The sequence below is a fragment of the Vibrio sp. HS-50-1 genome (assembly GCF_024747315.1).
Taxonomy (GTDB): domain Bacteria; phylum Pseudomonadota; class Gammaproteobacteria; order Enterobacterales; family Vibrionaceae; genus Vibrio; species Vibrio diabolicus.
Genome location: NZ_JAMPZF010000007.1, coordinates 16,655 through 39,244 on the forward strand (window position 1 = coordinate 16,655; position 22,590 = coordinate 39,244).

Below are 22,590 nucleotides of genomic sequence, written 5' to 3' on the forward strand. Positions count from 1 at the left end.
GTTAAGCGTAAAAGCTAATTCCATCACGCTTTGAAGCCACATTCAAATCCAGATTGACGTCAGCATCAAAGCTCTCTTCTGATTGTCCAGAAAAACCGCTGCCTTGAGCGCTTTGACCATGTTGCTCAGCAGTATACCTACCTTGCTGCTGCCCGCTGTTTTGTTGCTGAACAGAAGAATCAGCCAATTGCATGCCCTGCTGCGCCAACATCTCTCTCAAGCGAGGAAGCGTCTGTTCAATGATGTCACGCGCTTGCGTGTTGTTCACCGTAAAATGCACATTAGCTACATCGTTGTTCATCGTCATACGAATTTGCATACGACCTAATTCTGGTGGATCAAGACGAATATCGAGGTTTTTTAGGTTCTTCGACATCATCATTTGCACTTTTTCCGCCACTTGCTCATTGGCTAGCTCTTTGGTCAGTTGCAACGGAAGCTGAGCTTGCTGCGCGGCATCAATACGCGCTTGTTGCTGCACGTTTGTTCCTTGTTGACCCGCCATCGCCTGAAGCTGCCCTGCTAAACCATGTTGAAGTTCTGGTTTATCTTGCTTATCCGCATTCGCTTTAAGTGCACCAGCAGCCAATGCGGCGTTCACAACTTTCTGGTTAATCTCTCCATCCTTCACGCCTTGAAGCGCAGTCGGCAAATGAGCTGCGGCCAACACATCTGGCATCGGAGATAATGCGACTTTATCTGTACTCTGAACAGCTTGTGGCTGAGCTGATTGAGGCGCAAAACTAAGGGCTTGCTGAGACATCCCCATAGGTGTAGCCTGGCGAGCCAAATGATGTTGTACTTGCTGCTCGGCGAGAACCTGTTTAACGTCAGTAGGAAGCGCAACAAACTGGGCAAGATCTTGCTCTGGAATATCGGCAATGACCGTCCCTTTTTTCAACCCTTCTATGATCTCTGTTTCTTGCTGAGTCAGTGGTTTTCCCTGCGCCAGTTTGGTATCTATGAGTTCGAGTTCATCCAAAGAAACACGCTGAAGCCCATCAATTTTAGAGCCATCCAAACCCATCTCCAGTGGCGATAGTTCATTGGCAACGTCACCACTGACCATGCCCTTCTCGGTTGGGTGACTGACTTGTTTAACCAGACCTTGCCAAGTAGCAAACTCAGACGAGAGCTTATCGACATCGATAGGTTGACCATGCTTATCTAAAATTGGCTCTAAGCCTTGACCGGCCATTGCCTGCACTTGTTCAAGCGATTGAGCTGATGGCATGTCATTCAAAGCAAGTTCATCAATGTCTGTTGTTTGCCCGTTGAACAAGTGTTCTAAACCCGCTCGTTGAGGCAAAACTTTGCCACTATCGATGGATGCATTATTCGCTTTCAAGGTTTGATTCGCTTGTTCAATACGGCCAAGCAGCTGTTGTCCTTCACCCATCGCGCTTTTTGCGCCATTAGCAGCTGGAGGTATGTTAGAGAGTGAACCTACTTTCTCAGTGACATCAGCATCATTTTGCGAGTACGCGCCTTGTTTGGCTTCCAGTAGGCTTGCTTCATCACTTTGAATGGTGTTCGCATGCTCTGTCAGAGTGTCGCCAGAGCGGCTTTGCTCTTGAATAGCAGTGTCTTGGCTTTCTTGCGCCAGCAACTCTTCGGTATCGTTACTGCTCGCTTGAGCCACATCTGTGACCGCTTCTTGGCTATCAGCTTCGCCAGACGAAAGCTTGTTAACCTCGGCACTGTTTTGTTCTTCACCGTTTAGTGATTTCGTTGCTACTTTTTCTGACTTTTGTGAACCTGAAAACGCATCCGTCAAGGTTTCTAAAAATCCCTTGTTCTCCGCGTTTTCTGTAGGTGCTTGTGCGGCAGAGTCAGACACTGACGTCTTGCTCGTCGCAGAAACATTGGACAAATTCACATTCATATAGAAATTCTCATTATCAGCAGCTTCGAGCGCTAGGCCGCTGCTAAATTGCACACGGTGGCAAATTTAGGTTATTGGGGTGATCATCTACAAAGATATCTGCAAAAATTACGCCAATAACAAGCTCATTGCTGCAGTGACAAAACGAGTGTCATAAGTGGAAGCAACATCAACTTTTAAACATTAAAAAGGCTTCGCTCGACGGCTGTAAAGCAACGTTGAAAACTCGTCCATTTGCTTTTGTTCTCGTTTGGCTTCAGCAAGCTGTTTCTCTTTCTCACGCTTTTCGATCATCCACTCATAGGATTTGCGTTCTTTGCGTACTGTTAACCAGTATTCTTGACAGTTTTCTACCTGTTCTTTGAAATGACTTTCTGCTTGTTTCTGCTTAGATAACGTTTCGTCTAGCTGAGTGAGAAAGCGATTTAAATGCCCATATTCGCTTGCCGTTAAGCCAGCCTGCCCACGGTCGATAAGCTGTTGGCAATAATCAAGGCGATACTTTTCGATTTGCTCAACCTGACGGTAATAATCTTCAAGTTCAGAGCGCGCTTTGTTCAGCGCAAGTACGGCTTGATCTTCACGCTCTTTAGTCTGCTCAAGTAGGAACTCCATCGCATTGTTCATGCGCTATCACCCGCCTAAAATGTTTCTAAGCATGTTGACGCACATATCGTATGGCACCGATTCTTTCATGCTCTGCTGTAAGTATTCGTCTAACTTCGGCTTCAATGTAAACGCACCATCGATAGCAGGATCGGTGCCCGGCTTGTACGCCCCAATCGAGACCAAATCTTGGTTCTTGCGGCAAATCGACAAGACCTGACGTACGGCTTTCGACATCAGAACATGTTCTTCAGTGGTGATTTGCGGCATAACACGGCTCACCGACTTTTCGACGTCAATCGCAGGATAATGACCTGCATCCGCCATTTCACGGGACAGCACAATGTGACCATCAAGAATTGCCCGCGATGCATCCGCAATCGGGTCTTGTAAATCATCGCCCTCGGTCAACACGGTAAAGAACGCCGTAATTGAGCCTTGTTCGGCGCTTCCGTTACCCGCACGCTCAACCAAAGCAGGTAGCTTGGCGAACACAGATGGCGGATAGCCTTTTGTCGCTGGCGGCTCACCAACAGAAAGGGCGATTTCACGCTGTGCTTGCGCAAAACGCGTCAAGGAATCCATCAATAACAGAACGTCCAAACCTTGATCGCGAAAGTACTCGGCAATGGTTAAGGCGGTTTGACAGCCTTTCAAACGCATCAATGGTGAAGCATCGGCAGGCGCAGCCACCACGACCGAGCGACGTCGTCCATCCTCACCTAAAATCTCTTCGATAAACTCTTTAACTTCGCGTCCACGCTCACCTATCAGACCAACCACAACAACTTGTGCGGTTGTACCTCGCGTCATCATGCCAAGCGTGACCGATTTACCCACACCAGAGCCGGCAAACAGGCCGATACGCTGACCTTTACCTACCGTCAATAATCCGTTAATCGCTTTCAAGCCCACATCAAGTGGCTCTGAAATTGGCTTTCGAGCCAGCGGGTTGATTGGCTCAGCATTAAAAGAGGCGCGATGATCGGTATACAACGGGCCAAGTCCATCAAGCGGATTACCAACCCCGTCAATCACGCGACCAAGCAACTCCATGCCAACAGGCAAGCCAGCGTCACTGGTTAATGGCGTCACTCTAGCGCCAGGCAAAATGCCCGTAATTTGCTCGCTTGGCATCAAAAATAGGTTATCACCTGAAAAACCGACGACCTCGGCTTCCATCTGACCGGACATGGTTTCCACTAAGCATAAACTGCCAATTGGCGCGCGACAGCCTGTCGCTTCCAACGTTAACCCAACCACTCGAACCAGTTTGCCAGAGGCAACTGGGCGCGTCGTTAAGCCTTCAACTTTGTAGTTTCTTAAACGGTCAGCCAATGCTTGCATGGATTATTCACCCTCTTGATGACGGTTTGCACCACAAAAACTGTGCAACACGCTTTTGACGCGCTCTTCCATACGGTAGTTAATGCTTGATTCACCCGCTTCAATTTGGACGTCGCCTCGATTGAGTGATGGCTCAGCAACCAACGTCCAGTTGCGGCAATCAAGGTCTTCTTCGCCGTAAGCTGAGCGAATAATCGCAACGTCTTCTGGATTCAGGTGCAAGGTAATGGGATGACCTGATATTGGCAGCGCTTCAACCGACTGCTTAACCGTGTCCAAAATAATCTGAGGGTTGGTTTGTACTTCGACATGCACGACTTCTTTAACTAAACAGAGCACCATGTCCACCAGTTGCTTTTCAACCTGAGCATTCATTAGCTCTAACGGCTGAGCAAACTGATTCGCTAAGTTCATAAAGGTTTCGACTTGCTGCTGAATATATTCTTGACCCTCGGTCACGCCTTCGGCTTTTCCAAGCTCCAGCCCTTCAGCATGGCCCGCTTGCAGGCCTTCTTCTTTGCCTTTGTCGTAACCTTGCTTAAAGCCTGCTTCTTGACCTTGATACAAACCTTCCTGATAAGCGCCTTGCTTGAGCAGCTCTATCTGCTCTTCGGTTAGCTCAAGTGCTTGCTCTTCTTCTGGCTCTTCAAGATTCGGTACCCAACCCGGGTCATAGTTAAACGCGGTTTGTTTTGCTTGCTTGGCTTTGGGCTCGCCGTAATCAGGCAACCCCCAACGTTGTGGTTCGATCATCGAATCATCTTCATCAGGACGGATAAATCCACGTTTTCTTTCGCCAGCCATGGGTTACCTATTATGTATTCGATTAAGAAGTGAGGGCGCTCCGCAATAGGATAATCGCGGAGCAATAGAGATTATAAGAATTCGTCCGCACCGCCAGACAACATGAGTTCGCCTGCATCGGCCATGCGACGAGCGATCGCCAGGATTTCTTTCTGTGCCGCTTCGACATCCGCCACGCGAACTGGTGGCATCGCTTCGATGTCATCACGCATCATCTCAGCCGCTCGTTTCGACATGTTCTTAAATACTTTTTCACGCAGAGAATCGTCGGCACCTTTAAGTGCTTTTTGCAACACGTCTTGTGGTACATCACGCAGCAATTTCTGAATACCTTGATCGTCCACTTCGACTAAGTTTTCGAAGACAAACATCAAGTCTTGAATTTGCGTCGCCATGTCTTCGTCTTGATCGCGAATCTGTTCCATCAACAAACCTTCGACGTTGTTGTCTAGATAGTTCATGATCTCCGCTGCCGCTTTCAGGCCGCCAATCTTGGCTGCTTGAGCGCCAGCTTGACCCGCGAACTGTTTCTCCATGATTTCGTTCAGCTCTGCCAGTGCCGATGGCTGAACTTCTTCAAGGTTGGCAATACGCATCATCAGGTCCAAACGCACGCGCTCAGGGAACTGAGACAAAATCTCCGCGGATTGGTCTGCTTCTAAATAAGACAATACGATGGTTTGGATCTGCGGGTGTTCGTTGATAATGATGCTCGCCACTTGTCGTGGGTCCATCCATTTCAGGGAATCCAAGCCTTTTGAACCCGTACCAAGCAGGATCTGGTCAACCAAGTTGTTGGCTTTGTCTTCACCAAGAGCCGCTACCAGTGCATTACGCATGAAGTCTTCGCTGCCCATGCCGATGTTGGTGTATTTCTGGATGTCCTCCAAAAACGCACGGTGAACGGCTGACACCTTGTCTTGGCTGAGATCTTTCGCCTTAGCCATCGCACTACCGACACGCTGGACCTGTTTTGGCTCTAGGTGACGAATAATGCCAGCGGCATCTTGTTCATTGAGGCTCAGTAGCAAAATTGCTGCTTTTTCTTCGCCAGTAATGGTTGAGACATCCAGCTCAACTGGCATTCCCGCGGCGTTGTCATCTTGAGGTACGATATCGTTAGCCATTGTCATTCATCCAGTTTTTCACTACTTGAGCAGCCAGTTCAGGTTCATTCGCGACCAGAGCGCGAACCGCTTTCAATACATCTTCATCTTTATGAAGGTTTGGCAAATCAATACTTGAACCAAACTCAAACAGTTCGCTGCTTTCAATGTCGCTGCCAATCAGGCTAGTTTCACCATCCGCGCCAATCGGCAAGCCGTCTGGTCCGTACATTTCGTCTTCGTCATCACTGGCAGGGTTAAGCAATTTCTTCATTGCTGGGCGAACCAGAACCAACACAACAACGATGATCACTAATGCACTTGCGAACCAACGAACCCAGTCACTGAAGTTAGGGTGCTCCCAAATTGGTGGTTCTTCCAGCTGTTCAGCCTCAGGCTCTGCAAACTTCACACTCAGTACATTCAACAAATCACCACGGCCTTGGTCAAAACCGACCGTACCAATTAAGACTTGGCGAATAGCATTAATTTCCGATTCGGACATAGGGGTATAGGTCACTTCTCCCGTATCTGGGTTGACCTGACGACGGTCCTTAATCGCAACAGAAACTGTCTGACGAGCAACCGTCCCCGTCTGCTTACGCTCATGGCTGATGGTGGTATCAAGCTCAAAGTTACGCGTGGATTCTTTACGCACCGAACCCTGCCCCATGACAGAACCGTCTTTCATCTGAGCCACATCTTGCGGAATAGAGGCATCCGCTGGAGGCTGATTACTTAACGCCCCCGGAATACCCGCTACCATATTGCCGTTATTGTAATCTTCTAATGCGTACTCACTGCGGGTTGCAGGGGTATTGGGATCAAAGCGTTTGCGAGTTTGTTCAACCGCGCTGAAATCCATTTGGATATCGACCTGCGCCGTGTAGTTGCCATAACCTAAAATAGGTAATAGCACTGAATCAATTTTTTCACGCAGCGCTTGTTCCTGGCTACGCTCTAATTCTTGCTCTTTGCGTCGCGCAGCAGAAGCAGGGTCTTGAGAGCCTGAACTAAGCAAACGACCATGCTGATCTGTGACGGTAATGCGGGAAGTTTTCATTCCCGGAACGGCACTCGCCACCATGTCTACGATAGAATCAACTTCTTGCTGTTTGAGGTTCGTACCAGTCGACAGTGTCAAAAATACGGACGCTGATGCTTCTTGGTTATGACGCACAAAAACACTGTGCTTTGGTAGCGCCAATAAGACTCGCGCTTTACGAACTTGCTTCATTTCCTCAATCGCTTGAGCCAATTGACGTTCTCGACTGAGTTTAAGGCGCTCTTGCTCTAAACGTTGTGATACGCCAAAGCCCATATCTTGCAGCAAAATATCATCGCCCGCCTCTGTGGCTTGGTTTACGCCCGAGCGAACCATGCCAAGTTTGATCGAGTTGTATTCGCTCGATTCAACAGAAACAGTATTGCCATCAAGCTTATAATTGATTTTCTGCTGGTCCAGGTAATCCAGAACGGGGATCAATTCTTCGGTCTCATACGCACCAAGTGGGCGCATCTCCGGTTCTTTGACCCAAAAGAACAGCATCACGATCAATGCAACACAGATGGAGATTGACAGCACAAGTACAACTTGACGAAGTAAATCAAGGTCACCCACTGCCATATCAAATTTTGACGCACTGCGCTCCTCTAGATCTGGATTTTGACTCTCCACATCTACGTCGGAACTTGCTACCAGTGCACCATCTGAGCCGCCTTCAGTGACGGTTAAATCTGTAGACTTGTCTGCCACACTTATTACCTAAATTACACTGGCATGTTCATGAGGTCTTTATACGCCTCAACGAGTTTATTGCGAATTTGAACCGTCGCATCAAAAGCGACACTAGACTTGTTACGAGCAATCATAACGTCAGAAAGGGAAACATCGGCATCACCACGATCAAAACGGGTTTGTAAATCACCGGATGCTTTTTGAAGTGTGTTCACGTTATTGATGGCTTTAGTTAGGAGATCATTAAAATCTGCTCCAACTTTCGCCCCACTTGCAGTAGGAGCAGTATTGGTTGCTTCTACCATCATGGCGCGCATTTCTGCCTGAATACCATCAACTTTCATTAGCACCTCTGAGCCAAAAGATTGACTATTAACAAAACTGATTATTAACACAGCAATTAACGTGCCATAAGACATTAGTTAGCGGTTTGCTTACACTTTTTGTCTTATGGCGATTGCACATGTTAATTTGGGATATCTATACCAGCATCACGCATTTTGGCAAGTTTGTAGCGCAAGGTTCGTGGGCTTATGCCCAGTTTCTCCGCCATTTCTTTGCGTCGGCCGTTACACTCCACCAAGGTTTCCAAAATAATGGCGTATTCTTGGTCACGCAGCTCGCTGCCCAAGCCCTCCCCGCCAGATACCGGACGGTTCACACTCTCAGGTTGAGCGACTGGCTTAACATTAGGTACCACCATCTCTGCATTTTGCACCACATGCTGCAAGCTGTTGGCATCTTGCCAATCCACCCCTTCTAGTAAGATGTGCTCAGCGTCGATATCACCATTCTCACTTAAGATAAGAGCTCGTTGCACCACGTTATCCAGCTCACGAACGTTACCTGGCCAAGGGTATTGCAGCAGTTTTTCTACCGCAACGGCTGAAAATTGAGGCACTGGCATCCCCATCTTGCTGCAATGACGCTCAGCAAGATGCTTGGCAAGTGGCGCAATATCGCCTTTGCGTTCGTTCAGTGCTGGCCACGCAATTGGGAACACATTCAGGCGGTAGTATAAATCTTCACGGAAGTTGCCTTCTGAGACGTACTGCTTGAGATCACGGTTACTGGTCGCGAGCACGCGTACATCCAGCTTGATGCTCTTACGACTGCCAAGGCGCTCCACTTCACGCTCTTGCAAAACACGTAATAGTTTCGCTTGCAGGTTTAAGTCCATTTCGCTGATTTCATCCAGCAAGATTGTGCCGCCTTGCGCTTGTTCAAACTTACCCGGACACGCTTGAACAGCGCCAGTGAACGCGCCTTTCTCATAACCAAATAGTGTCGCTTCCAGCATGTTGTCTGGAATCGCCGCACAGTTGATCGCAACGAATGGACCATCTTTACGGTTTGATGCGTTGTGAATATAACGCGACATCACTTCTTTACCTGAGCCACTCGGACCTAGCACCATAACATTCGCATCTGTACGTGCCACTTTATCGGCCAATGCAAGTAGGCGCAGACTTTTTTCATCTGCCACGACCGCGTCACCATTGTCATCGCTTTTGATCGGTGCATATCGACTGACCATGTTCAGCAATACTTCTGGTGCAAATGGTTTCGCCATGTAGTCAATCGCGCCGTCTTTCATTGCCGAAACGGCATCCTCAATGTTGGCGTACGCCGTCATTAACAGTACTGGTAAGTTAGGCCAATTCTGCTTGATGTTTTTGAGCAGAGCCAATCCGCCCATACCTGCCATTTGCACGTCAGAAACGACGATATCGACAATATTCGATTTGAGTTTTAGTAGTGCGTCTTCCGCACAATCAGCTTCTAACCACTCATACCCTGCCAGAGCCAGAGTATCCACTAGGGCTTCACGAAGACCTTCATCGTCTTCTACGATCAGCACTTTGCTTTGCGCCATTCTGATTCTCCAGTAATTGTTATTACCAGAAGCTGCTTACTGCGCTTCTGGTTGCACTCGCTCTAGCGGAATGCACATGGTAAAGCAGGCTCCATCACCCTGCTCTGAAATAAGTTCCAATCGACCGTCATGGGCACGGCAAACCATTTGAACGACAGCCAGCCCTAACCCGGTTCCTTGAGAACGCGTGGTAAAAAATGGCTCCATAATTTTGGCTTGTAGTTCTTCAGGTACACCCGGTCCGCTGTCTTGCACTGAAATGCGCAACTCGCCATTTACCGGGCGGAAAAAAATATCGACTTGCGACTCTTTACCAGACATCTGAATCGCATTCATGACAAGGTTACTCAACGCGGATGCAATCGCATTCGCATTGCCTAGCAACTCAGTTTGTTCTTCTTCCACTTCTAGGCAGTAATCAATACCATTATTTTTTAGCGCGGTTTCGACCATCGGCTGATATTCCGCCACCAACTGAGCAATCGTAAATGGCTTAATGACTTTATTATCACCACCTTTAGCAAAAAGCAGCATATCATTAACCTGCTTTTCCAAATCGTGCAGTCGATCCATTAATTTGGTTTGAAAGCGATCCCTTGTCGCTGGTGGAAGGTTTGGCGCTCCCAAATTGGATGCATATAGCATGGCGCTCGATAGCGGCGTTCTTACTTGATGAGCAAGCGACGCTACCATACGCCCTAACGACGACAAGCGTTGTAAATCACTCACACGAGCTTGAAGTAAGCGAGTTTCGGTTAAATCGGTAATCAGGATCAATTGACCTGTCGTAGAAGCCGAAATGGCTAATCGAACTTTACGACCATTCCTCAGGGAAACTTCGTGACCATCATCCTCACGAGGATCAAACACCGCCTGAATAATGTTGAACCATTTTTCATTAACCAGTGGAATCTCAAGAATTCGGTGCGCCTCTGGGTTTGCTTCACGCACTATGCCGTACGTGTCGAGCAGAATCACTCCGGCAGGCATCACATCAAGCACCTGCTTATAGCGCTCAACCTGATTTTCTACGGAATCTAAATGGGATTGGTTGGTGTTGTTATCCATTACTGCCTGTCGAAATATCGCCGCTAAAACTAAAATAGCTTGGTAAGCAATTAGCGTACCAAGCTATTTTTTATATTTATCATGACGTTAAGTCATCGACAATAAGTTGACACCCTCAGATAACGGTTTTTGGTGTCAGAAAAACGATGCTAAATAGCCCAAATGATTTAGATATCGTCTTAAATCTCAACGTTGCCTAGCGTTGTAAGTTGTACTTACGCATTTTTTCCACCAACGTTGTGCGTCTCATACCCAGCATATCAGCGGCTCGTGCCACGACCCCACCTTGTGCTTCTAACGCTTGGCTGATCATATTAACTTCTAAATCAGCCAACAGCTCTTTCAGATTTACACCTTCAGGCGGCAGCGCTTGCGGAGCGTTCATGCTGTGGTCAAGATCGTCTTGATCATCAAAGCTAAAGTCTTCTGAGAAGATGTCTTGGAACACATCACGCTCTTGTTCTTCAACCGAAATAAACGGATTACTTTCTGGTTGGAACTCCGGGATATCACTGTAGCGATATTTGGTTGGTAAGTGGTTTACATCGACCAAGCTATTTGGGTACAGAATGATCATTCGCTCAACAAGGTTCGCTAACTCACGCACGTTACCCGGCCAGTTGTGCTCCATCAATGAATTGATCGCACGAGGGGTAAAACAGATAGGCTGGCCACCCTCCGCTTCCAGACGCGTCATCAACTCTTGCAGCAGCAATGGAATATCTTGTTTGCGCTCTTTCAGCGCAGGCATCTCGATTGGAAACACGTTCAAACGATAGAACAAGTCTTCTCGGAACGTGCCTTCTTCAATCATACTTTCTAGATTACGGTGTGTTGCCGCGACAACTCGAACATTGACCTTGATGGTGCTATTGCCACCCACACGTTCGAAACAGCGCTCTTGCAATACGCGAAGCAACTTTACTTGCATCGACATCGGCATATCGCCAATCTCATCAAGAAAGATCGTGCCACCGTCTGCGAGCTCAAATCGACCTTTACGTGCCGTTAACGCACCAGTAAACGCGCCTTTTTCGTGGCCAAACAATTCACTTTCTAGAAGCTCCGGTGGAATGGCACCACAGTTAATGGGCACAAAGGCACCACTGCTGTACGACGAATGATAGTGAATGTTACGCGCAACGACTTCTTTACCGGTACCAGATTCACCCAAGATCAACACGTTTGCCTCAGTGTCTGAGACTTGCTCGATCAGGTGACGAACTTCTTGAATACCTCTGCTTTGACCAACTAAGCTGCGAAAAAGCGTGTTTTTTCGTGCACTGGCAACGACATTGACCCCTTTTCGACCCAGAAAATCTTTGCAGTGGCGTAATGCCTCACTAAGCTGTGGGTAATTAAGAGGTAGTTCTAGCTCACCTACAAAATTTGGAAGATCATCCACGGGCAACGGAAATCGGCCCATGACTAAAAGTGGGATGTGGTAGGCGCTGTTTAAATGAGAGATAACCGTATTCGCCGCTTGACCTGCTGGAATGTTACCAACAATACAGCACGACCATACGCTAGACCAATCAACATCGCTGAGCTGATCAGAACTGACCGCTTCGCAATTTTCTCCAACAAATTCCAATATATTGCTTAAATTTAAACGACTTGATGCGTCATCATCAATTACAAGCAGCTTTGCCAAACCTTGCATAAGTAAGAATGATTGCCTTTATTTTAGGTGCGTTGCGGCCAAACCTTGATTTGCGCAATTGGGTGCTAAAAGAAGGCAGAACCACCACACTCAATTTACGATAGACAAAATAGGAAAATCAGCAACAAAAAAAGCCATTAGGGCTACTAATGGCTTCTATTTTATTTGAATATAAAAATAAGGCAACCAAGCAATAAAGAGGTGTGAGCTTGATAGAAACTTTGCTACACAACTCGTTGCGCAATTGACAAATATATTCCTCTAATATCTTAACGCGTTGTTTTGGTTATTAAATACCGACTTCAGCTGCTGTAAGATTATGAAACTCTGTAGGGATTTGGTCCCAAGCGGATTTGATCTCACGGATAATGTCGATAACGTCGTCGATCAGTTGAGGATCATTTTGATGGTTAGCAGCTGAAATTTGCGTGATCATAAACTCATAGAGTGAATCTAAGTTTGAAGCAATATCACCACCGTCATCCATCGATAGACAGCTACGTAGCGCAATGATGATGTCTAGCGCTTTACCTAAACGCTCACCTTTTGCTGGAATATTGCCTGCTTGCATGGCCGCTTTACCTTGAATAAGGCGCTCAATCGCACCAGCCATAAGCATTTGAATGACTTTGTGCGGAGAAGCCGCGCTTAGCTGGCTGTCGACTGATACCTTTTTGTATGCTTGCAAAGAACCGCGCATAGTAATCCTCTTTTAAATAAATTTTTTGTACTGCTGAAGCGAACGCTGGCCATAACGAAACTTATGAAGTTCTTTTCCGACCTTTGACGTTTCCGATTGCATCAGCTCGACAATTCTTTTGGTACGAGTAAGCAACGCTTGCCACTCTGCATCCTGCTTAACCAAAGGATTTTGATGAATAATTGGTAACAGGTTTTGCAATAACCGTTCCCTGATATCGACCAAGCGAAGAATTTCTTCAGTATTAAAGTCGACTTTTTCCAATTCTTGCGTAATTAGTTGATCTATATCACTAATATCTATGAGTTCTTTTTGCATTTATTAACCCAGCGCACTCATTAAGGCACCTAACTGACCTTGCATTTTGCCAGTCGCATCTTGCATGGCGGTAAACTTCGCGTGAGTGCGCTTTTCTAGGCTTTCCATGCGGCGATCTAATGCCGCTTGATCATCACTCAAACGATAATTTTGTTCTGTGAGACTTTTTTCTCGAGTACGAATGCTGCCTGTAATGCCTGTAATACCATGAATCGCGTCTTCGACTCGTTTAGCAAAACCTGTGTTGCCACCGAAGAACTTTTCTAGCTCGTTGAAGTTGTTGTTCAACTGACGATCCAACATGTCATAGTTGATTTCTAGGGTGCCTTGACGCGTGGTAGTAATGCCAAATTCAGTTAATGACTTTAGGTTTTCAGGCGCTTTATCAATTTGAGTGGAAAATACCGATTTTAATCGTGAGTCTGCGCTGCGTACGGTACTGTCACCCGACAACGGGCCTTTTTGACCAGTAACCGGATCCACACTCGCCAACGCTTGAGACGTTTGATAAAACGAGTTGTACGCCGCAACAAAGTTTTCGATGTCGTTACGCACACTCTGACGGTCGTATTCGACGCCAATTTCAGCAGGTGGCTTGTTCGGTTCTGATTTGCCTTTAAGTGTTAAATCAACACCTTCTATGGCATCTTCAATCACATTGTTGTGACTAGAAAGCTTTGCTACTCCATCAAGCAGAACTTCTGAATCTTGCCCTGCTTGTACCTCTGTCATACCAAGGTATTCTTCAAAAGCAGATTGCGCTTTTGCGATTTTCGCTTCTGCTTCATCAATTTTTTCTAAACGTTCGCGTTCTTGAGGATCCAGCTTAGCGCGATGAATTTGTTTCGCTTGCTCTTCGGTCAATTCACCACGTTCAACTTTTGCGTCTAGCGCTTGTTTTTCACTCGCAATTTTTTGCTCAATTTCAGCTTTTTCTTGCTCAAGAAGCTGCTTGGCCTCTTTCGTCGTAACGTAAGAGTCGGTTAATGTGCCTGATGCCGCATTGCTCCAACCCGGAACATCTGGTGCCTTCTCTATTGCTTTCTCGTCGAGTTCTAGCTCTGGCTCTTCATAAGAATCCAGCAAAGTGCCTGACGCAGTTTCTGTCCACCCTGGAATTCGGTCTTCAGGGCGCAAACTTGCGCGTCGGTTGGCTTCATCAATCGCTTCCTGCCCAGCTTTAGCGGCTTCTGCACCCGCAGCAGAGATTGGCTCTTGGGAGCCATCACCTTGTCCATTTTCTGCCGCTTTTTGCTCTTCTGGAGGTAGAGGATTGCCGTTTGCATCCAGTTCTACTGGTTGCTCTGGGAATTGAAGAGGACCTAACACTTCTTCCGCCGCTGAACGAGCTTCTTCAAGCGCGTTAACACGGTCTTCAAGTGTTTGATATTCGAAATACTTTAGAGGGTTGCCTTTGTCGGCCTCCACACTGACTCTGATTTGATGATCCTTACCAGAGAGATTTGAGGCAAGGATAAGGCGTGGTCCTTCAACGTCGTTAATGAGAGATGCTCGAACACCGGGGTTGTCTTTTGAGCCATTGATGCCGCGTACGACATCTGCGAGCTTGGAGCTCGAACGAACGTTCACGTTGAAGGTGTCATCACCAAGCGAAATCTGCAGCTTACCAGGGCCAAACTTTGCGTCTTCTGGCAGTACGTCAGAAGCGACTTTGTGGCTCTGGGCAAGCTGCAACACATCGATAGCATATTTGCCAGCGATAGCATCTGTAGTTGCAGTAGCAGATACGATATTGTCGTCTGTCGTTTCAACAGTACGAACGGCAAACGCTTTCTCTTGACGAAAGTTCGCCATGAGATTTTTCATCGTATCCAGTGATTCTCTGAGTCGCCCGTAGGCACTGATACTGGCATTAATTGTCGTGCGCTCGTTGTCAATGCGTTGCTGCTTTGGTACGCGTTCGGCATCCACAATTTTGCTGACCATGGAATTGATATCCATGCCGCCAGACATCCCCAAAGGGCCTAAACTCATCAAATCACCTCTAAAAACGACTTACACTTTTTCAGTCAACAACCCGCTGTTGGCTGTGTGCTCAGCTAGGCGACGCAATACCACTAGCATTTCTTCATCAGGAATTTGACGAATCACGTCGCCCGTTTTGGCTTCGTAAATCGTCACCACATCTCTCCCGGATTCCTCATCCACTCGAAACGCGACTCCTTTGTTTATGGACATCACAAACTCATTCATTTGCGCGACCAATTTTTCACGTTCTTCTTTGTTCAGCTCTTGACGGCTTTCTGCCATCTCGATCGCTGCTTGAACAGAGAAGTCGTATTCGGTGTCTTTCGCTTTTTGCTGCGAAACCTCACCATTTGAATTTGCTGGGCTAGACGTGCCTATATCATTGCCATTTTTATTTGCAAACTTTGTGCCACTTGGCGTGCCGTAAGGCTGGATGTTCGATGCGTAGGAGGATATATCCATTACAATCTCCCTTCCACCTTATGGGCTAACGATAGAACCTATCGCTTTGGTGCCCCAGCACTAAGGTGTTTACCTCAGGCTGGGTCAACCACTTAGCCCAACAAGCTTAGCGCTGCAGATGGAGACTGCTTCGCTTGAGCCAGGATTGAAGTACTTGCTTGCTGAAGAATTTGCGACTTAGTCATCGCAGTGGTTTCTTTCGCGTAATCAGTATCTTTAATACGGCTGTTAGACGCATTAACGTTCTCGTTAATGTTGTCTAGGTTGCTGATTGCGTGGTTGAAGCGGTTTTGGAAAGCACCAAGTGACGCACGTTGGCTGTCTACTGACTTAAGCGCACCGTCGATAACAGCCACGGCTTCTTGAGAGCCTGCTACTGTTGTTACGTCGATGTCTTTCACTGTTACGTCTTTCGGGCCGCCAAAGCCGATCTCGTCCGCTAGGTTGCCAGAGAACTCAACATCACCTTGAACTTTTTGAGAAGAAGCAAATACTTGTAGCTTGCCATCTTCACCAACAGACGCTTTTACATCATCGTTTTGACCGTTGATGTACGTTGCTAGCTGCTCAATGTCGTCGCCTTGTTTTGCGCTGATCGATAGCTCTTTCTCTTCACCTTGTTTGTTGGTGTAGCTCATTTTGAACTCAGTTTTCTCACCAACAGTCCAAGATGCATCTTTACCCTCTTCTGCTGCGTAGCTTTTGCCACCCATTGCAGAAGTGTCTGAGCGCAAGCTACCCATAGAAAGCATAACTGCTTCACCTGAGTCTGCACCAATTTGGAAAGATTGCGTACCGTATGTACCGTTCAGCAACTTGTTACCACCGAAAGAGGTAGTTTCAGCAATACGGTTTAGCTCGTCATTTAGCGCTGTTACTTCTTCTTGGATCGCAACACGTTCTGCTTTTGAGTTAGAACCGTTCGCAGATTGAAGCGATAGGTCACGCATACGTTGTAGGATGTTGGTAGATTCATTCATTGCACCTTCAGCAACCTGTGCAATAGAAATACCGTCGTTTGCGTTTTTCACCGCCATGTCTAGGCCACGGCTTTGTGCATTCAAGCGGTTTGAAATCTGTAGACCTGCAGCATCGTCTTTCGCGCTATTGATTTTATAACCCGAAGACAAACGCTCCATTGATTTTTGTTGACCGTCAGCTGCCTGGTTTAGGTAACGCTGTGCAGTCATCGCAGAAACGTTAGTATTAACGTTAATCGCCATAATTGATCTCCTTAAGGCTTTAGTGAATGTACCGTCGTGTCTCTCACCTCACTTAGGTACATCTCATTTCTCTCAGTCCCTTTAACGGCGACCGATGAATATCCTTTAGAAGAAATTTTCAATTTTTTGCGATTATTTTCTTTGGCTTACTGAAATGTGATGAAGCTCTAATGTCGTGATTCGCAGAAATCCTGAGTCCCCAAAAGACAGAAAAAAACCCAGCCGAAGCTGGGTTTACTCGCTCATCTCTCACCACGAGCCAATGAGGTTCTCGTCTTAGGTTTGAAATTAACCTAGCAGACTTAGCGCTGAGTTTGGCGCTTGTTTCGCTTGCGCAAGGATTGAGCTTGACGCTTGCGATAGAATTTGTGACTTGGTCATTTGAGTCGTTTCTTTCGCGAAGTCAGTATCTTTGATACGGCTCTTCGACGCGTTCACGTTCTCGTTGATGTTATCCAAGTTGCTGATTGCATGATTGAAACGGTTCTGGAATGCACCCAGCTCTGCGCGGTGGCTGTCTACGTATTTCAGTGCAGCATCGATGATAGCCACAGATTCTTGTGCGCCACCAACTGAGGTTACGTCGATAGTATCTACTGTTACTTTTTTACCTTCGCCCAAACCTAGCTCGCCAGATAGGCCGCCTGAAAACTCGACTTCGCCTTCGACTTTGTTGTTGCCAGCAAAGATTTGCAGTTTACCGTCTTGGTCTACTGAGGCTTTCACTAGGTCAGTTTGACCGTTAATGTAAGTCGCAAGCTCTTCGATATCGTCACCTGCTTTTGCGCTGATGTTGATTTCTTGCTCTTGACCGTAGCTGTCCGTTAGGTTGATTTTTAGGTCGTTCTTACCTTCAGCAACGTTCCAGTCTTTACCTTTACCACTTTCAGCTTGGTAGCTCACACCGCCCATCATTTTGTTGTCTGAACGCATGTCTTTTAGCTCAAGCATTACGGCTTCACCGTTATCCGCACCAATTTGGAACGATTTCGCACCGTGCGTGCCGTTTAGTAGCTTATTACCACCGAAAGACGTGGTTTCTGCGATACGGTTTAGTTCGTCGTTTAGCGCGGTCACTTCTTCTTGAATCGCCACACGCTCTGATTTCGAGTTTGAACCGTTTGCTGATTGCAGAGACAAATCACGCATACGTTGAAGAATGTTAGTGGTCTCGTTCATTGCACCTTCAGCGGTTTGTGCAATTGAGATACCGTCGTTCGCGTTGCGAACCGCCACATCCAGGCCACGGCTTTGTACGTTCAAACGGTTCGAGATTTGTAGACCCGCAGCGTCATCTTTTGCGCTGTTGATTTTGAAACCCGAAGACAAACGCTCCATAGAAGTTTGTTGAGCTGAGTTTGCGTTGTTTAGGTAACGCTGAGCGGTCATCGCTGATACGTTAGTGTTTACATTCACTGCCATGGTGATTTCTCCAATTGATTTTCCGGTATAGCGGTTTCCGACGTCTCGGAAAACCAAGTAGTTCTCTCAAAGTTACTTTTATTAACGGCGCTCAAACTGATTTCTTTAGGGAATTCTTTGGATTTTTTTGAAAAAAGTTCATTTGGAGAAGGAATCGTGATGAAGCAGATAAAAAAGCAAAAAAACGTCAAACTTTCGCTAAAGCTTCTTTTCGAGCTGTCGATACAGGCAGGTTTTGCGTTAAATTCGAGCGAGGTCGATCATTAGCCAAGTAAGGTTAATGCTAGGTTTGGCGCTTGTTTTGCTTGTGCAAGAATAGAAGTACTGACCTGCTGCAAGATCTGCTGCTTCACCATTTGCGTGGTTTCTTTCGCGTAGTCAGTGTCTTGGATACGACTGTTGGAAGCGGCTAAGTTTTCGTGGATGTTATCCAGATTATTGATCGCGTGATTAAAGCGGTTTTGATACGCGCCTAACTCAGCACGATGGCTATCAACGTACTTCATCGCAGTATCTAGGACGGCCACGGCTTGTTGCGCACCACCGACAGACGTAATGTCGATGTTATCAACCGCATCGTAACCTTTTAGCTGTAACCCCAGTTCACTCGCTAAGTCACCTGAAAACGATAAAGTGCCTGAAGTTTCTTCTCCTGCCATAAATAGCTGTAACTGACCTTCTTCATTCACCGATGCCGTGACTTTGTCAGTTTGACCATTGATATAAGTCGCAAGCTCTTCGATATCATCGCCAGCTTTGGCATTAATTTGAATGGTTTCCGTCTCACCAAAACGATTCGTAAATGACATACTAAGATCATTCGCACCGTCTTTTACTTTCCAATCAGAGCTTGCACGTCCGTTTGCAATGTAACTAAAGCCGCCCATATCAATGCCATCACTGCGCATCGACTTTAATTCAACTTGCACAGCTTCACCTGACGCTGCACCGATTTGAAATGCCGACTTACCAAAGCTGCCATTGAGCAGTTTACGCCCACCAAAGGAGGTCGTTTCAGCAATGCGGTTTAGCTCATCGTTAAGTGCCGTCACTTCTTCTTGCAGTGCAGTGCGTTCCGCTTTGCTGTTTGAACCATTGGCTGACTGTAGCGACAAATCACGCATACGTTGCATGATATTAGTCACCTCATTCATCGCGCCTTCCGCAGTTTGCATAATGGAAATGCCGTCATTCGCGTTGCGAACCGCAACATCTAAACCACGCATTTGTGATTGCAAGCGGTTGGAGATTTGCAGACCCGCAGCGTCATCCTTTGCGCTGTTAATACGCTTCCCTGAAGACAAACGCTCCATGGATTGATTCAGCATATCCGTTGCACTGGTCAAATGACGTTGTGCGACAAGTGCTGCAACATTGGTATTAACGGTGATAGCCAAGAGACACAGACTCCAAATAAATTAAGGCTTTGGATACTTATCGACCAAATAATCGAAAGGTTTAGTCTTTTTTGAAAAAGTCTGTGGAATAGAAAAGAAGAAAATAAAAGCCCTCCAATTAGAGGGCTTAAGAAATGAAGTCTGAGAACTTACTTGATGGCTAGCTCTGCGAGCATTTCTTGCGAAGGCGCGAAGAAGTACGCACCAGTTACCGCTGTTGTGAAACGAAGCATTTGGTCTGTTTTACCATCTGTCACGCCGTACATACTTTCTAGCATCACTTTAATGTTATGAAGTGTATTGCAGTAAGAAATAAACAGCAGGCCATGAGGCCCTGTCACCGTCCCGTATGGCAAGCTATGACGAACAATCTTGAGACCTTTTCCTTCTTCTTTAATATCAACGCGACCAACGTGTGATGCAGCAGGAACGTCTTCTAGCTCGATAGAATCTGGTTTGGTACGACCAATCACTTTTTCTTGCGCTTTGACATTCAAGCGATTCCAAGCGGCAAGGTTATGTTCAAAGCGTTGAGCCATGACATAACTACCTCCAGCAAATGGGCCCTCTTTTACTAGAGCCACATCAGCGCGAGCCTCCCCTTTCGGGTTTTCTGTCCCATCAATAAAGTCTGTCATATCACGAGCATCAAGGTAACGGTACCCATACGTTTCGTCCACAATGGTGACATCTTGTGCCGTCTCTTCTAGAAACTTACGCAGAACATAAAAGTGCAAGTCGTGACGAGTAGAGTGACAGTGAATCAGCACATCAACATCCGTTGCAGGCGCTACGATGTCTCCTTCGCCAAGTTGAGTAAAATCAATAAGCTCTTCTGGCGCGTCTACATTGAGGTGTTGCCAAAACGATTTTGTGAATGCGATAGAAAGGGTCAGCGCCGCGCCTGGCTGAGTAATATTTAACTCTTCCACTAACTTTGGTAGTGCTTTCAGCTTATCCAATACGTTTTCACGGTTTTGGTTCACTTTAAGTTGAGTGTACAGTGCAAATGGCCCTGCTTCTGGCACGATCGCCGTTTGAGCTTGTGACATTGAGGTTTCCTCTATACTTTGCCCCGGTGTGGGAAGTTATTGTTTTTAATTCTTCGAAGGCTGTTCTTCATTGCGCTCCAATTGTGGCACATGAAAACAGTCTTTTACCCATCTTCCATTTAGAAGATAGATCATAAACCAAGCTAATAAGGTAATGGTAAGGGCGTTTGCCCAGTTGAATACACCATGTTCCAGATACACATGATACATGGTCTGAGCCAGTTGGATACCGCACAAGATCAAAGTGATCTCTCGACCATAGCGAGTAATTCTGTTTACCCATCCTCTATCGGGGTGACGGAGCCCCATCAACCACATGAGAAGCAGGCTTGGAATGCCCATCGCCAAACCCAAATACAGCGTACTTGAGTCTGGATAAACAATAGCGAGTAGCTTACTGCCACTATCACGACTTACGCCTGCCATCGCAAACACAACCCATGAACGCACAAGAAACATCCATCCAAACCATAAAATAATCGGCGCTTTTAAAAATCCATGGGCGTCATATTGGTCAAACGAGTAGCGCACAACATCTTCTTCTTAATGTGATAAAACGCCACTTTAACCTATCATTTCAGAGTTGCAAGCCAGCAAAGATGAGAACTAAAGTTCATTTCATCATCTTACACAGGTAAACTAAACAAAGATTTACAATGACGTTGATGAGAAACATGAAAAAAAGAACTCCAGCTACCCCAGCGCCTTCTCAAGAAACTCAAGCCGAAGCGATGAGAATTGCCAAATCCACGCAGAAACCGGGGCAAACCAAAGAGCAAACCAAGCTTATCGCTCAAGGTATCGAAAAAGGCATCGCTCAATATAAGAAGCAGCAAAAAGAGCGCAATCGTCAAGCCGATAAAGCGAAGAAAAAACAGCAACGTGAAAAACAACGTCAGCATGAAGAAGCTATCGAACAAGACAACATCACCGACGATGCACCAAACCATGCATCAAGCAAACTGCCTTGGATACTGCTCGCTCTGAGCTGGATTGGTTTTACTGCTTACATAGTATTGGGGAAATAGCTGATGAGACACCTATTACTTGGACTTTTTGTCGTACTTCTCTCTGGTTGCACGATGCCTTCTCACCTTACTCATGCTCAAAGCCAAGATGTTCATATTCGCATTGACGCTCAGTTCAACCCTGATCGATGCGAATACAAAGGCGAAGTCACCGGAAGTGAGGGTCACTGGTATAACTACATTTTTATGACTAATGACGCGATGATGCAAGGTGCGATGAATGATTTAAAAAACAATGCCGCGGCTATCGATGCGGACACCGTTTTTATGGTCTCCCCACAAGATTTTATCACTTCATTTAGCGTACTGGGCTCCGCTTACCGCTGTAATGGGTGACGCCTGAATATGAAAAAAGCCAGCAATTGCTGGCTTATGCACGAAATCCAAGACTGCTAGCGATATCTCTCTCCCGCTCTAGAACCCATTGGCTATCAAAAGGCCCCCAATCTGAAAGTTGATAATAGCCGTCATTATGACGTCGGCCATCTTGAACGAATATGAGTTCAATGCCGATCCCAGGTAACGCCTTGAGTACATCTTGAATAGTACGACGAGGCCACCCCGTTTTTTCGATCAACTTTGGCACATTCGGCCTTTCTAGGTTTTCCACCAACAAGGCCAAATATAGCCGCCTTGCAAAAACAGGACTCAATTCCATTGACACCTCCTAAAATTGTGCTGATTCATTATTTCGTTTTTGCTCAGCGAGATGTTGCGTTTGATCAATAACTCGACTTTTCCATTTGATTTAGACGATTTTTTATTCGATTTATAGCGCATTCATCGTAAATAAGTTATGTGACATTAGCTATCTCAATCTATCTGAAAATATTTTCCACCGCATTTTGTCAGTTTGATTGCTTCTTGATAGGATGCTTTAACAGCCCAAATCACTTAAGTGCGTCT

22 protein-coding genes are annotated in these 22,590 nt (G+C 46.5%); 2 read left to right on the forward strand and 20 right to left on the reverse strand.

Annotated elements, in window-relative coordinates:
* Position 1: 1 nt before the first annotated feature.
* From NDJ01_RS05830 to NDJ01_RS05920, 19 genes are all read right to left on the reverse strand, one after another.
* The gene (locus NDJ01_RS05830) at positions 2–1,885 is read right to left on the reverse strand and encodes a flagellar hook-length control protein FliK (RefSeq protein ID WP_258586427.1); all 1,884 of its coding nucleotides are present in this window, start codon (positions 1,883–1,885) and stop codon (positions 2–4) included.
* Positions 1,886–2,068: 183 nt separating this feature from the next.
* On the reverse strand, positions 2,069–2,512 hold the full coding sequence (gene fliJ, locus NDJ01_RS05835) for a flagellar export protein FliJ (RefSeq protein ID WP_012841527.1): 444 nt from the start codon (positions 2,510–2,512) through the stop codon (positions 2,069–2,071).
* A gap of 6 nt (positions 2,513–2,518) precedes the next feature.
* Positions 2,519–3,838, reverse strand: coding sequence for a flagellar protein export ATPase FliI (gene fliI / locus NDJ01_RS05840; protein ID WP_006741701.1), 1,320 nt, complete (start codon positions 3,836–3,838; stop codon positions 2,519–2,521).
* 3 nt (positions 3,839–3,841) lie between these two features.
* Positions 3,842–4,642, reverse strand: a complete 801-nt coding sequence (gene fliH, locus NDJ01_RS05845) for a flagellar assembly protein FliH (RefSeq protein WP_258586428.1) — start codon at positions 4,640–4,642, stop codon at positions 3,842–3,844.
* Between the two features lie 71 nt (positions 4,643–4,713).
* Positions 4,714–5,769 carry a flagellar motor switch protein FliG gene (fliG, locus tag NDJ01_RS05850; protein WP_257888758.1) on the reverse strand — a complete coding sequence of 352 codons (1,056 nt, stop codon included), beginning with the start codon at positions 5,767–5,769 and terminating at the stop codon, positions 4,714–4,716.
* A complete protein-coding gene (gene fliF, locus NDJ01_RS05855) occupies positions 5,762–7,504 on the reverse strand; it encodes a flagellar basal-body MS-ring/collar protein FliF (protein ID WP_258586429.1) in 1,743 nt (580 codons plus the stop codon). The genes fliG and fliF overlap by 8 nt, the downstream gene beginning before the upstream one ends.
* A gap of 14 nt (positions 7,505–7,518) precedes the next feature.
* Entirely contained in the window at positions 7,519–7,830 is a 312-nt protein-coding gene (fliE, locus tag NDJ01_RS05860) for a flagellar hook-basal body complex protein FliE (protein WP_012841525.1), read from the reverse strand.
* Between the two features lie 122 nt (positions 7,831–7,952).
* Positions 7,953–9,362: a sigma-54 dependent transcriptional regulator gene (locus NDJ01_RS05865; protein WP_258586430.1), complete on the reverse strand. Its 1,410-nt coding sequence runs from the start codon at positions 9,360–9,362 to the stop codon at positions 7,953–7,955.
* 36 nt (positions 9,363–9,398) lie between these two features.
* Positions 9,399–10,430: a PAS domain-containing sensor histidine kinase gene (locus NDJ01_RS05870; RefSeq protein WP_046875535.1), complete on the reverse strand. Its 1,032-nt coding sequence runs from the start codon at positions 10,428–10,430 to the stop codon at positions 9,399–9,401.
* Between the two features lie 196 nt (positions 10,431–10,626).
* A complete protein-coding gene (locus tag NDJ01_RS05875; RefSeq protein ID WP_006741695.1) occupies positions 10,627–12,093 on the reverse strand; it encodes a sigma-54 dependent transcriptional regulator in 1,467 nt (488 codons plus the stop codon).
* A 289-nt stretch (positions 12,094–12,382) separates the two neighbouring features.
* A complete protein-coding gene (gene fliS, locus NDJ01_RS05880; protein ID WP_012841524.1) occupies positions 12,383–12,793 on the reverse strand; it encodes a flagellar export chaperone FliS in 411 nt (136 codons plus the stop codon).
* Positions 12,794–12,805: 12 nt separating this feature from the next.
* Positions 12,806–13,111: a flagellar protein FliT gene (locus NDJ01_RS05885; RefSeq protein WP_152811792.1), complete on the reverse strand. Its 306-nt coding sequence runs from the start codon at positions 13,109–13,111 to the stop codon at positions 12,806–12,808.
* Positions 13,112–13,114: 3 nt separating this feature from the next.
* Positions 13,115–15,106 carry a flagellar filament capping protein FliD gene (gene fliD / locus NDJ01_RS05890; protein WP_258586431.1) on the reverse strand — a complete coding sequence of 664 codons (1,992 nt, stop codon included), beginning with the start codon at positions 15,104–15,106 and terminating at the stop codon, positions 13,115–13,117.
* Positions 15,107–15,127: 21 nt separating this feature from the next.
* Positions 15,128–15,562 (reverse strand): flagellar protein FlaG, encoded by a 435-nt coding sequence (gene flaG, locus NDJ01_RS05895; RefSeq protein WP_054868346.1) that lies wholly within the window; start codon positions 15,560–15,562, stop codon positions 15,128–15,130.
* Between the two features lie 92 nt (positions 15,563–15,654).
* Positions 15,655–16,785 (reverse strand): flagellin, encoded by a 1,131-nt coding sequence (locus NDJ01_RS05900; RefSeq protein WP_006741693.1) that lies wholly within the window; start codon positions 16,783–16,785, stop codon positions 15,655–15,657.
* 288 nt (positions 16,786–17,073) lie between these two features.
* The gene (locus NDJ01_RS05905) at positions 17,074–18,207 is read right to left on the reverse strand and encodes a flagellin (protein WP_005393103.1); all 1,134 of its coding nucleotides are present in this window, start codon (positions 18,205–18,207) and stop codon (positions 17,074–17,076) included.
* Positions 18,208–18,470: 263 nt separating this feature from the next.
* Positions 18,471–19,604 carry a flagellin gene (locus tag NDJ01_RS05910; protein WP_046875529.1) on the reverse strand — a complete coding sequence of 378 codons (1,134 nt, stop codon included), beginning with the start codon at positions 19,602–19,604 and terminating at the stop codon, positions 18,471–18,473.
* Between the two features lie 149 nt (positions 19,605–19,753).
* On the reverse strand, positions 19,754–20,656 hold the full coding sequence (locus tag NDJ01_RS05915) for a Dyp-type peroxidase (protein WP_104970834.1): 903 nt from the start codon (positions 20,654–20,656) through the stop codon (positions 19,754–19,756).
* Between the two features lie 45 nt (positions 20,657–20,701).
* On the reverse strand, positions 20,702–21,187 hold the full coding sequence (locus NDJ01_RS05920; protein ID WP_012841521.1) for a DUF2919 domain-containing protein: 486 nt from the start codon (positions 21,185–21,187) through the stop codon (positions 20,702–20,704).
* A 143-nt stretch (positions 21,188–21,330) separates the two neighbouring features.
* Here NDJ01_RS05920 and NDJ01_RS05925 point away from each other — a divergent pair, with 143 nt between their 5' ends.
* Positions 21,331–21,684, forward strand: a complete 354-nt coding sequence (locus NDJ01_RS05925; RefSeq protein ID WP_258586432.1) for a DUF2956 domain-containing protein — start codon at positions 21,331–21,333, stop codon at positions 21,682–21,684.
* 3 nt (positions 21,685–21,687) lie between these two features.
* The gene (locus NDJ01_RS05930) at positions 21,688–22,020 is read left to right on the forward strand and encodes a DUF4156 domain-containing protein (RefSeq protein ID WP_082244950.1); all 333 of its coding nucleotides are present in this window, start codon (positions 21,688–21,690) and stop codon (positions 22,018–22,020) included.
* A 34-nt stretch (positions 22,021–22,054) separates the two neighbouring features.
* Here the strand turns inward: NDJ01_RS05930 and NDJ01_RS05935 are convergent, their stop codons facing one another.
* On the reverse strand, positions 22,055–22,342 hold the full coding sequence (locus tag NDJ01_RS05935) for a helix-turn-helix domain-containing protein (RefSeq protein WP_005380433.1): 288 nt from the start codon (positions 22,340–22,342) through the stop codon (positions 22,055–22,057).
* Between the last annotated feature and the right edge of the window lie 248 nt (positions 22,343–22,590).

Coding starts and splice junctions, on each gene's coding strand:
- NDJ01_RS05830 (WP_258586427.1), bottom strand. CDS start 1,885: ATGAATGTGAATTTGTCCAATGTTTCTGCGACGAGCAAGACGTCAGTG.
- fliJ (WP_012841527.1), bottom strand. CDS start 2,512: ATGAACAATGCGATGGAGTTCCTACTTGAGCAGACTAAAGAGCGTGAA.
- fliI (WP_006741701.1), bottom strand. CDS start 3,838: ATGCAAGCATTGGCTGACCGTTTAAGAAACTACAAAGTTGAAGGCTTA.
- fliH (WP_258586428.1), bottom strand. CDS start 4,642: ATGGCTGGCGAAAGAAAACGTGGATTTATCCGTCCTGATGAAGATGAT.
- fliG (WP_257888758.1), bottom strand. CDS start 5,769: ATGGCTAACGATATCGTACCTCAAGATGACAACGCCGCGGGAATGCCA.
- fliE (WP_012841525.1), bottom strand. CDS start 7,830: ATGAAAGTTGATGGTATTCAGGCAGAAATGCGCGCCATGATGGTAGAA.
- NDJ01_RS05865 (WP_258586430.1), bottom strand. CDS start 9,362: ATGGCGCAAAGCAAAGTGCTGATCGTAGAAGACGATGAAGGTCTTCGT.
- NDJ01_RS05870 (WP_046875535.1), bottom strand. CDS start 10,430: ATGGATAACAACACCAACCAATCCCATTTAGATTCCGTAGAAAATCAG.
- NDJ01_RS05875 (WP_006741695.1), bottom strand. CDS start 12,093: ATGCAAGGTTTGGCAAAGCTGCTTGTAATTGATGATGACGCATCAAGT.
- fliS (WP_012841524.1), bottom strand. CDS start 12,793: ATGCGCGGTTCTTTGCAAGCATACAAAAAGGTATCAGTCGACAGCCAG.
- NDJ01_RS05885 (WP_152811792.1), bottom strand. CDS start 13,111: ATGCAAAAAGAACTCATAGATATTAGTGATATAGATCAACTAATTACG.
- fliD (WP_258586431.1), bottom strand. CDS start 15,106: ATGAGTTTAGGCCCTTTGGGGATGTCTGGCGGCATGGATATCAATTCC.
- flaG (WP_054868346.1), bottom strand. CDS start 15,562: ATGGATATATCCTCCTACGCATCGAACATCCAGCCTTACGGCACGCCA.
- NDJ01_RS05900 (WP_006741693.1), bottom strand. CDS start 16,785: ATGGCGATTAACGTTAATACTAACGTTTCTGCGATGACTGCACAGCGT.
- NDJ01_RS05905 (WP_005393103.1), bottom strand. CDS start 18,207: ATGGCAGTGAATGTAAACACTAACGTATCAGCGATGACCGCTCAGCGT.
- NDJ01_RS05915 (WP_104970834.1), bottom strand. CDS start 20,656: ATGTCACAAGCTCAAACGGCGATCGTGCCAGAAGCAGGGCCATTTGCA.
- NDJ01_RS05925 (WP_258586432.1), top strand. CDS start 21,331: ATGAAAAAAAGAACTCCAGCTACCCCAGCGCCTTCTCAAGAAACTCAA.
- NDJ01_RS05930 (WP_082244950.1), top strand. CDS start 21,688: ATGAGACACCTATTACTTGGACTTTTTGTCGTACTTCTCTCTGGTTGC.
- NDJ01_RS05935 (WP_005380433.1), bottom strand. CDS start 22,342: ATGGAATTGAGTCCTGTTTTTGCAAGGCGGCTATATTTGGCCTTGTTG.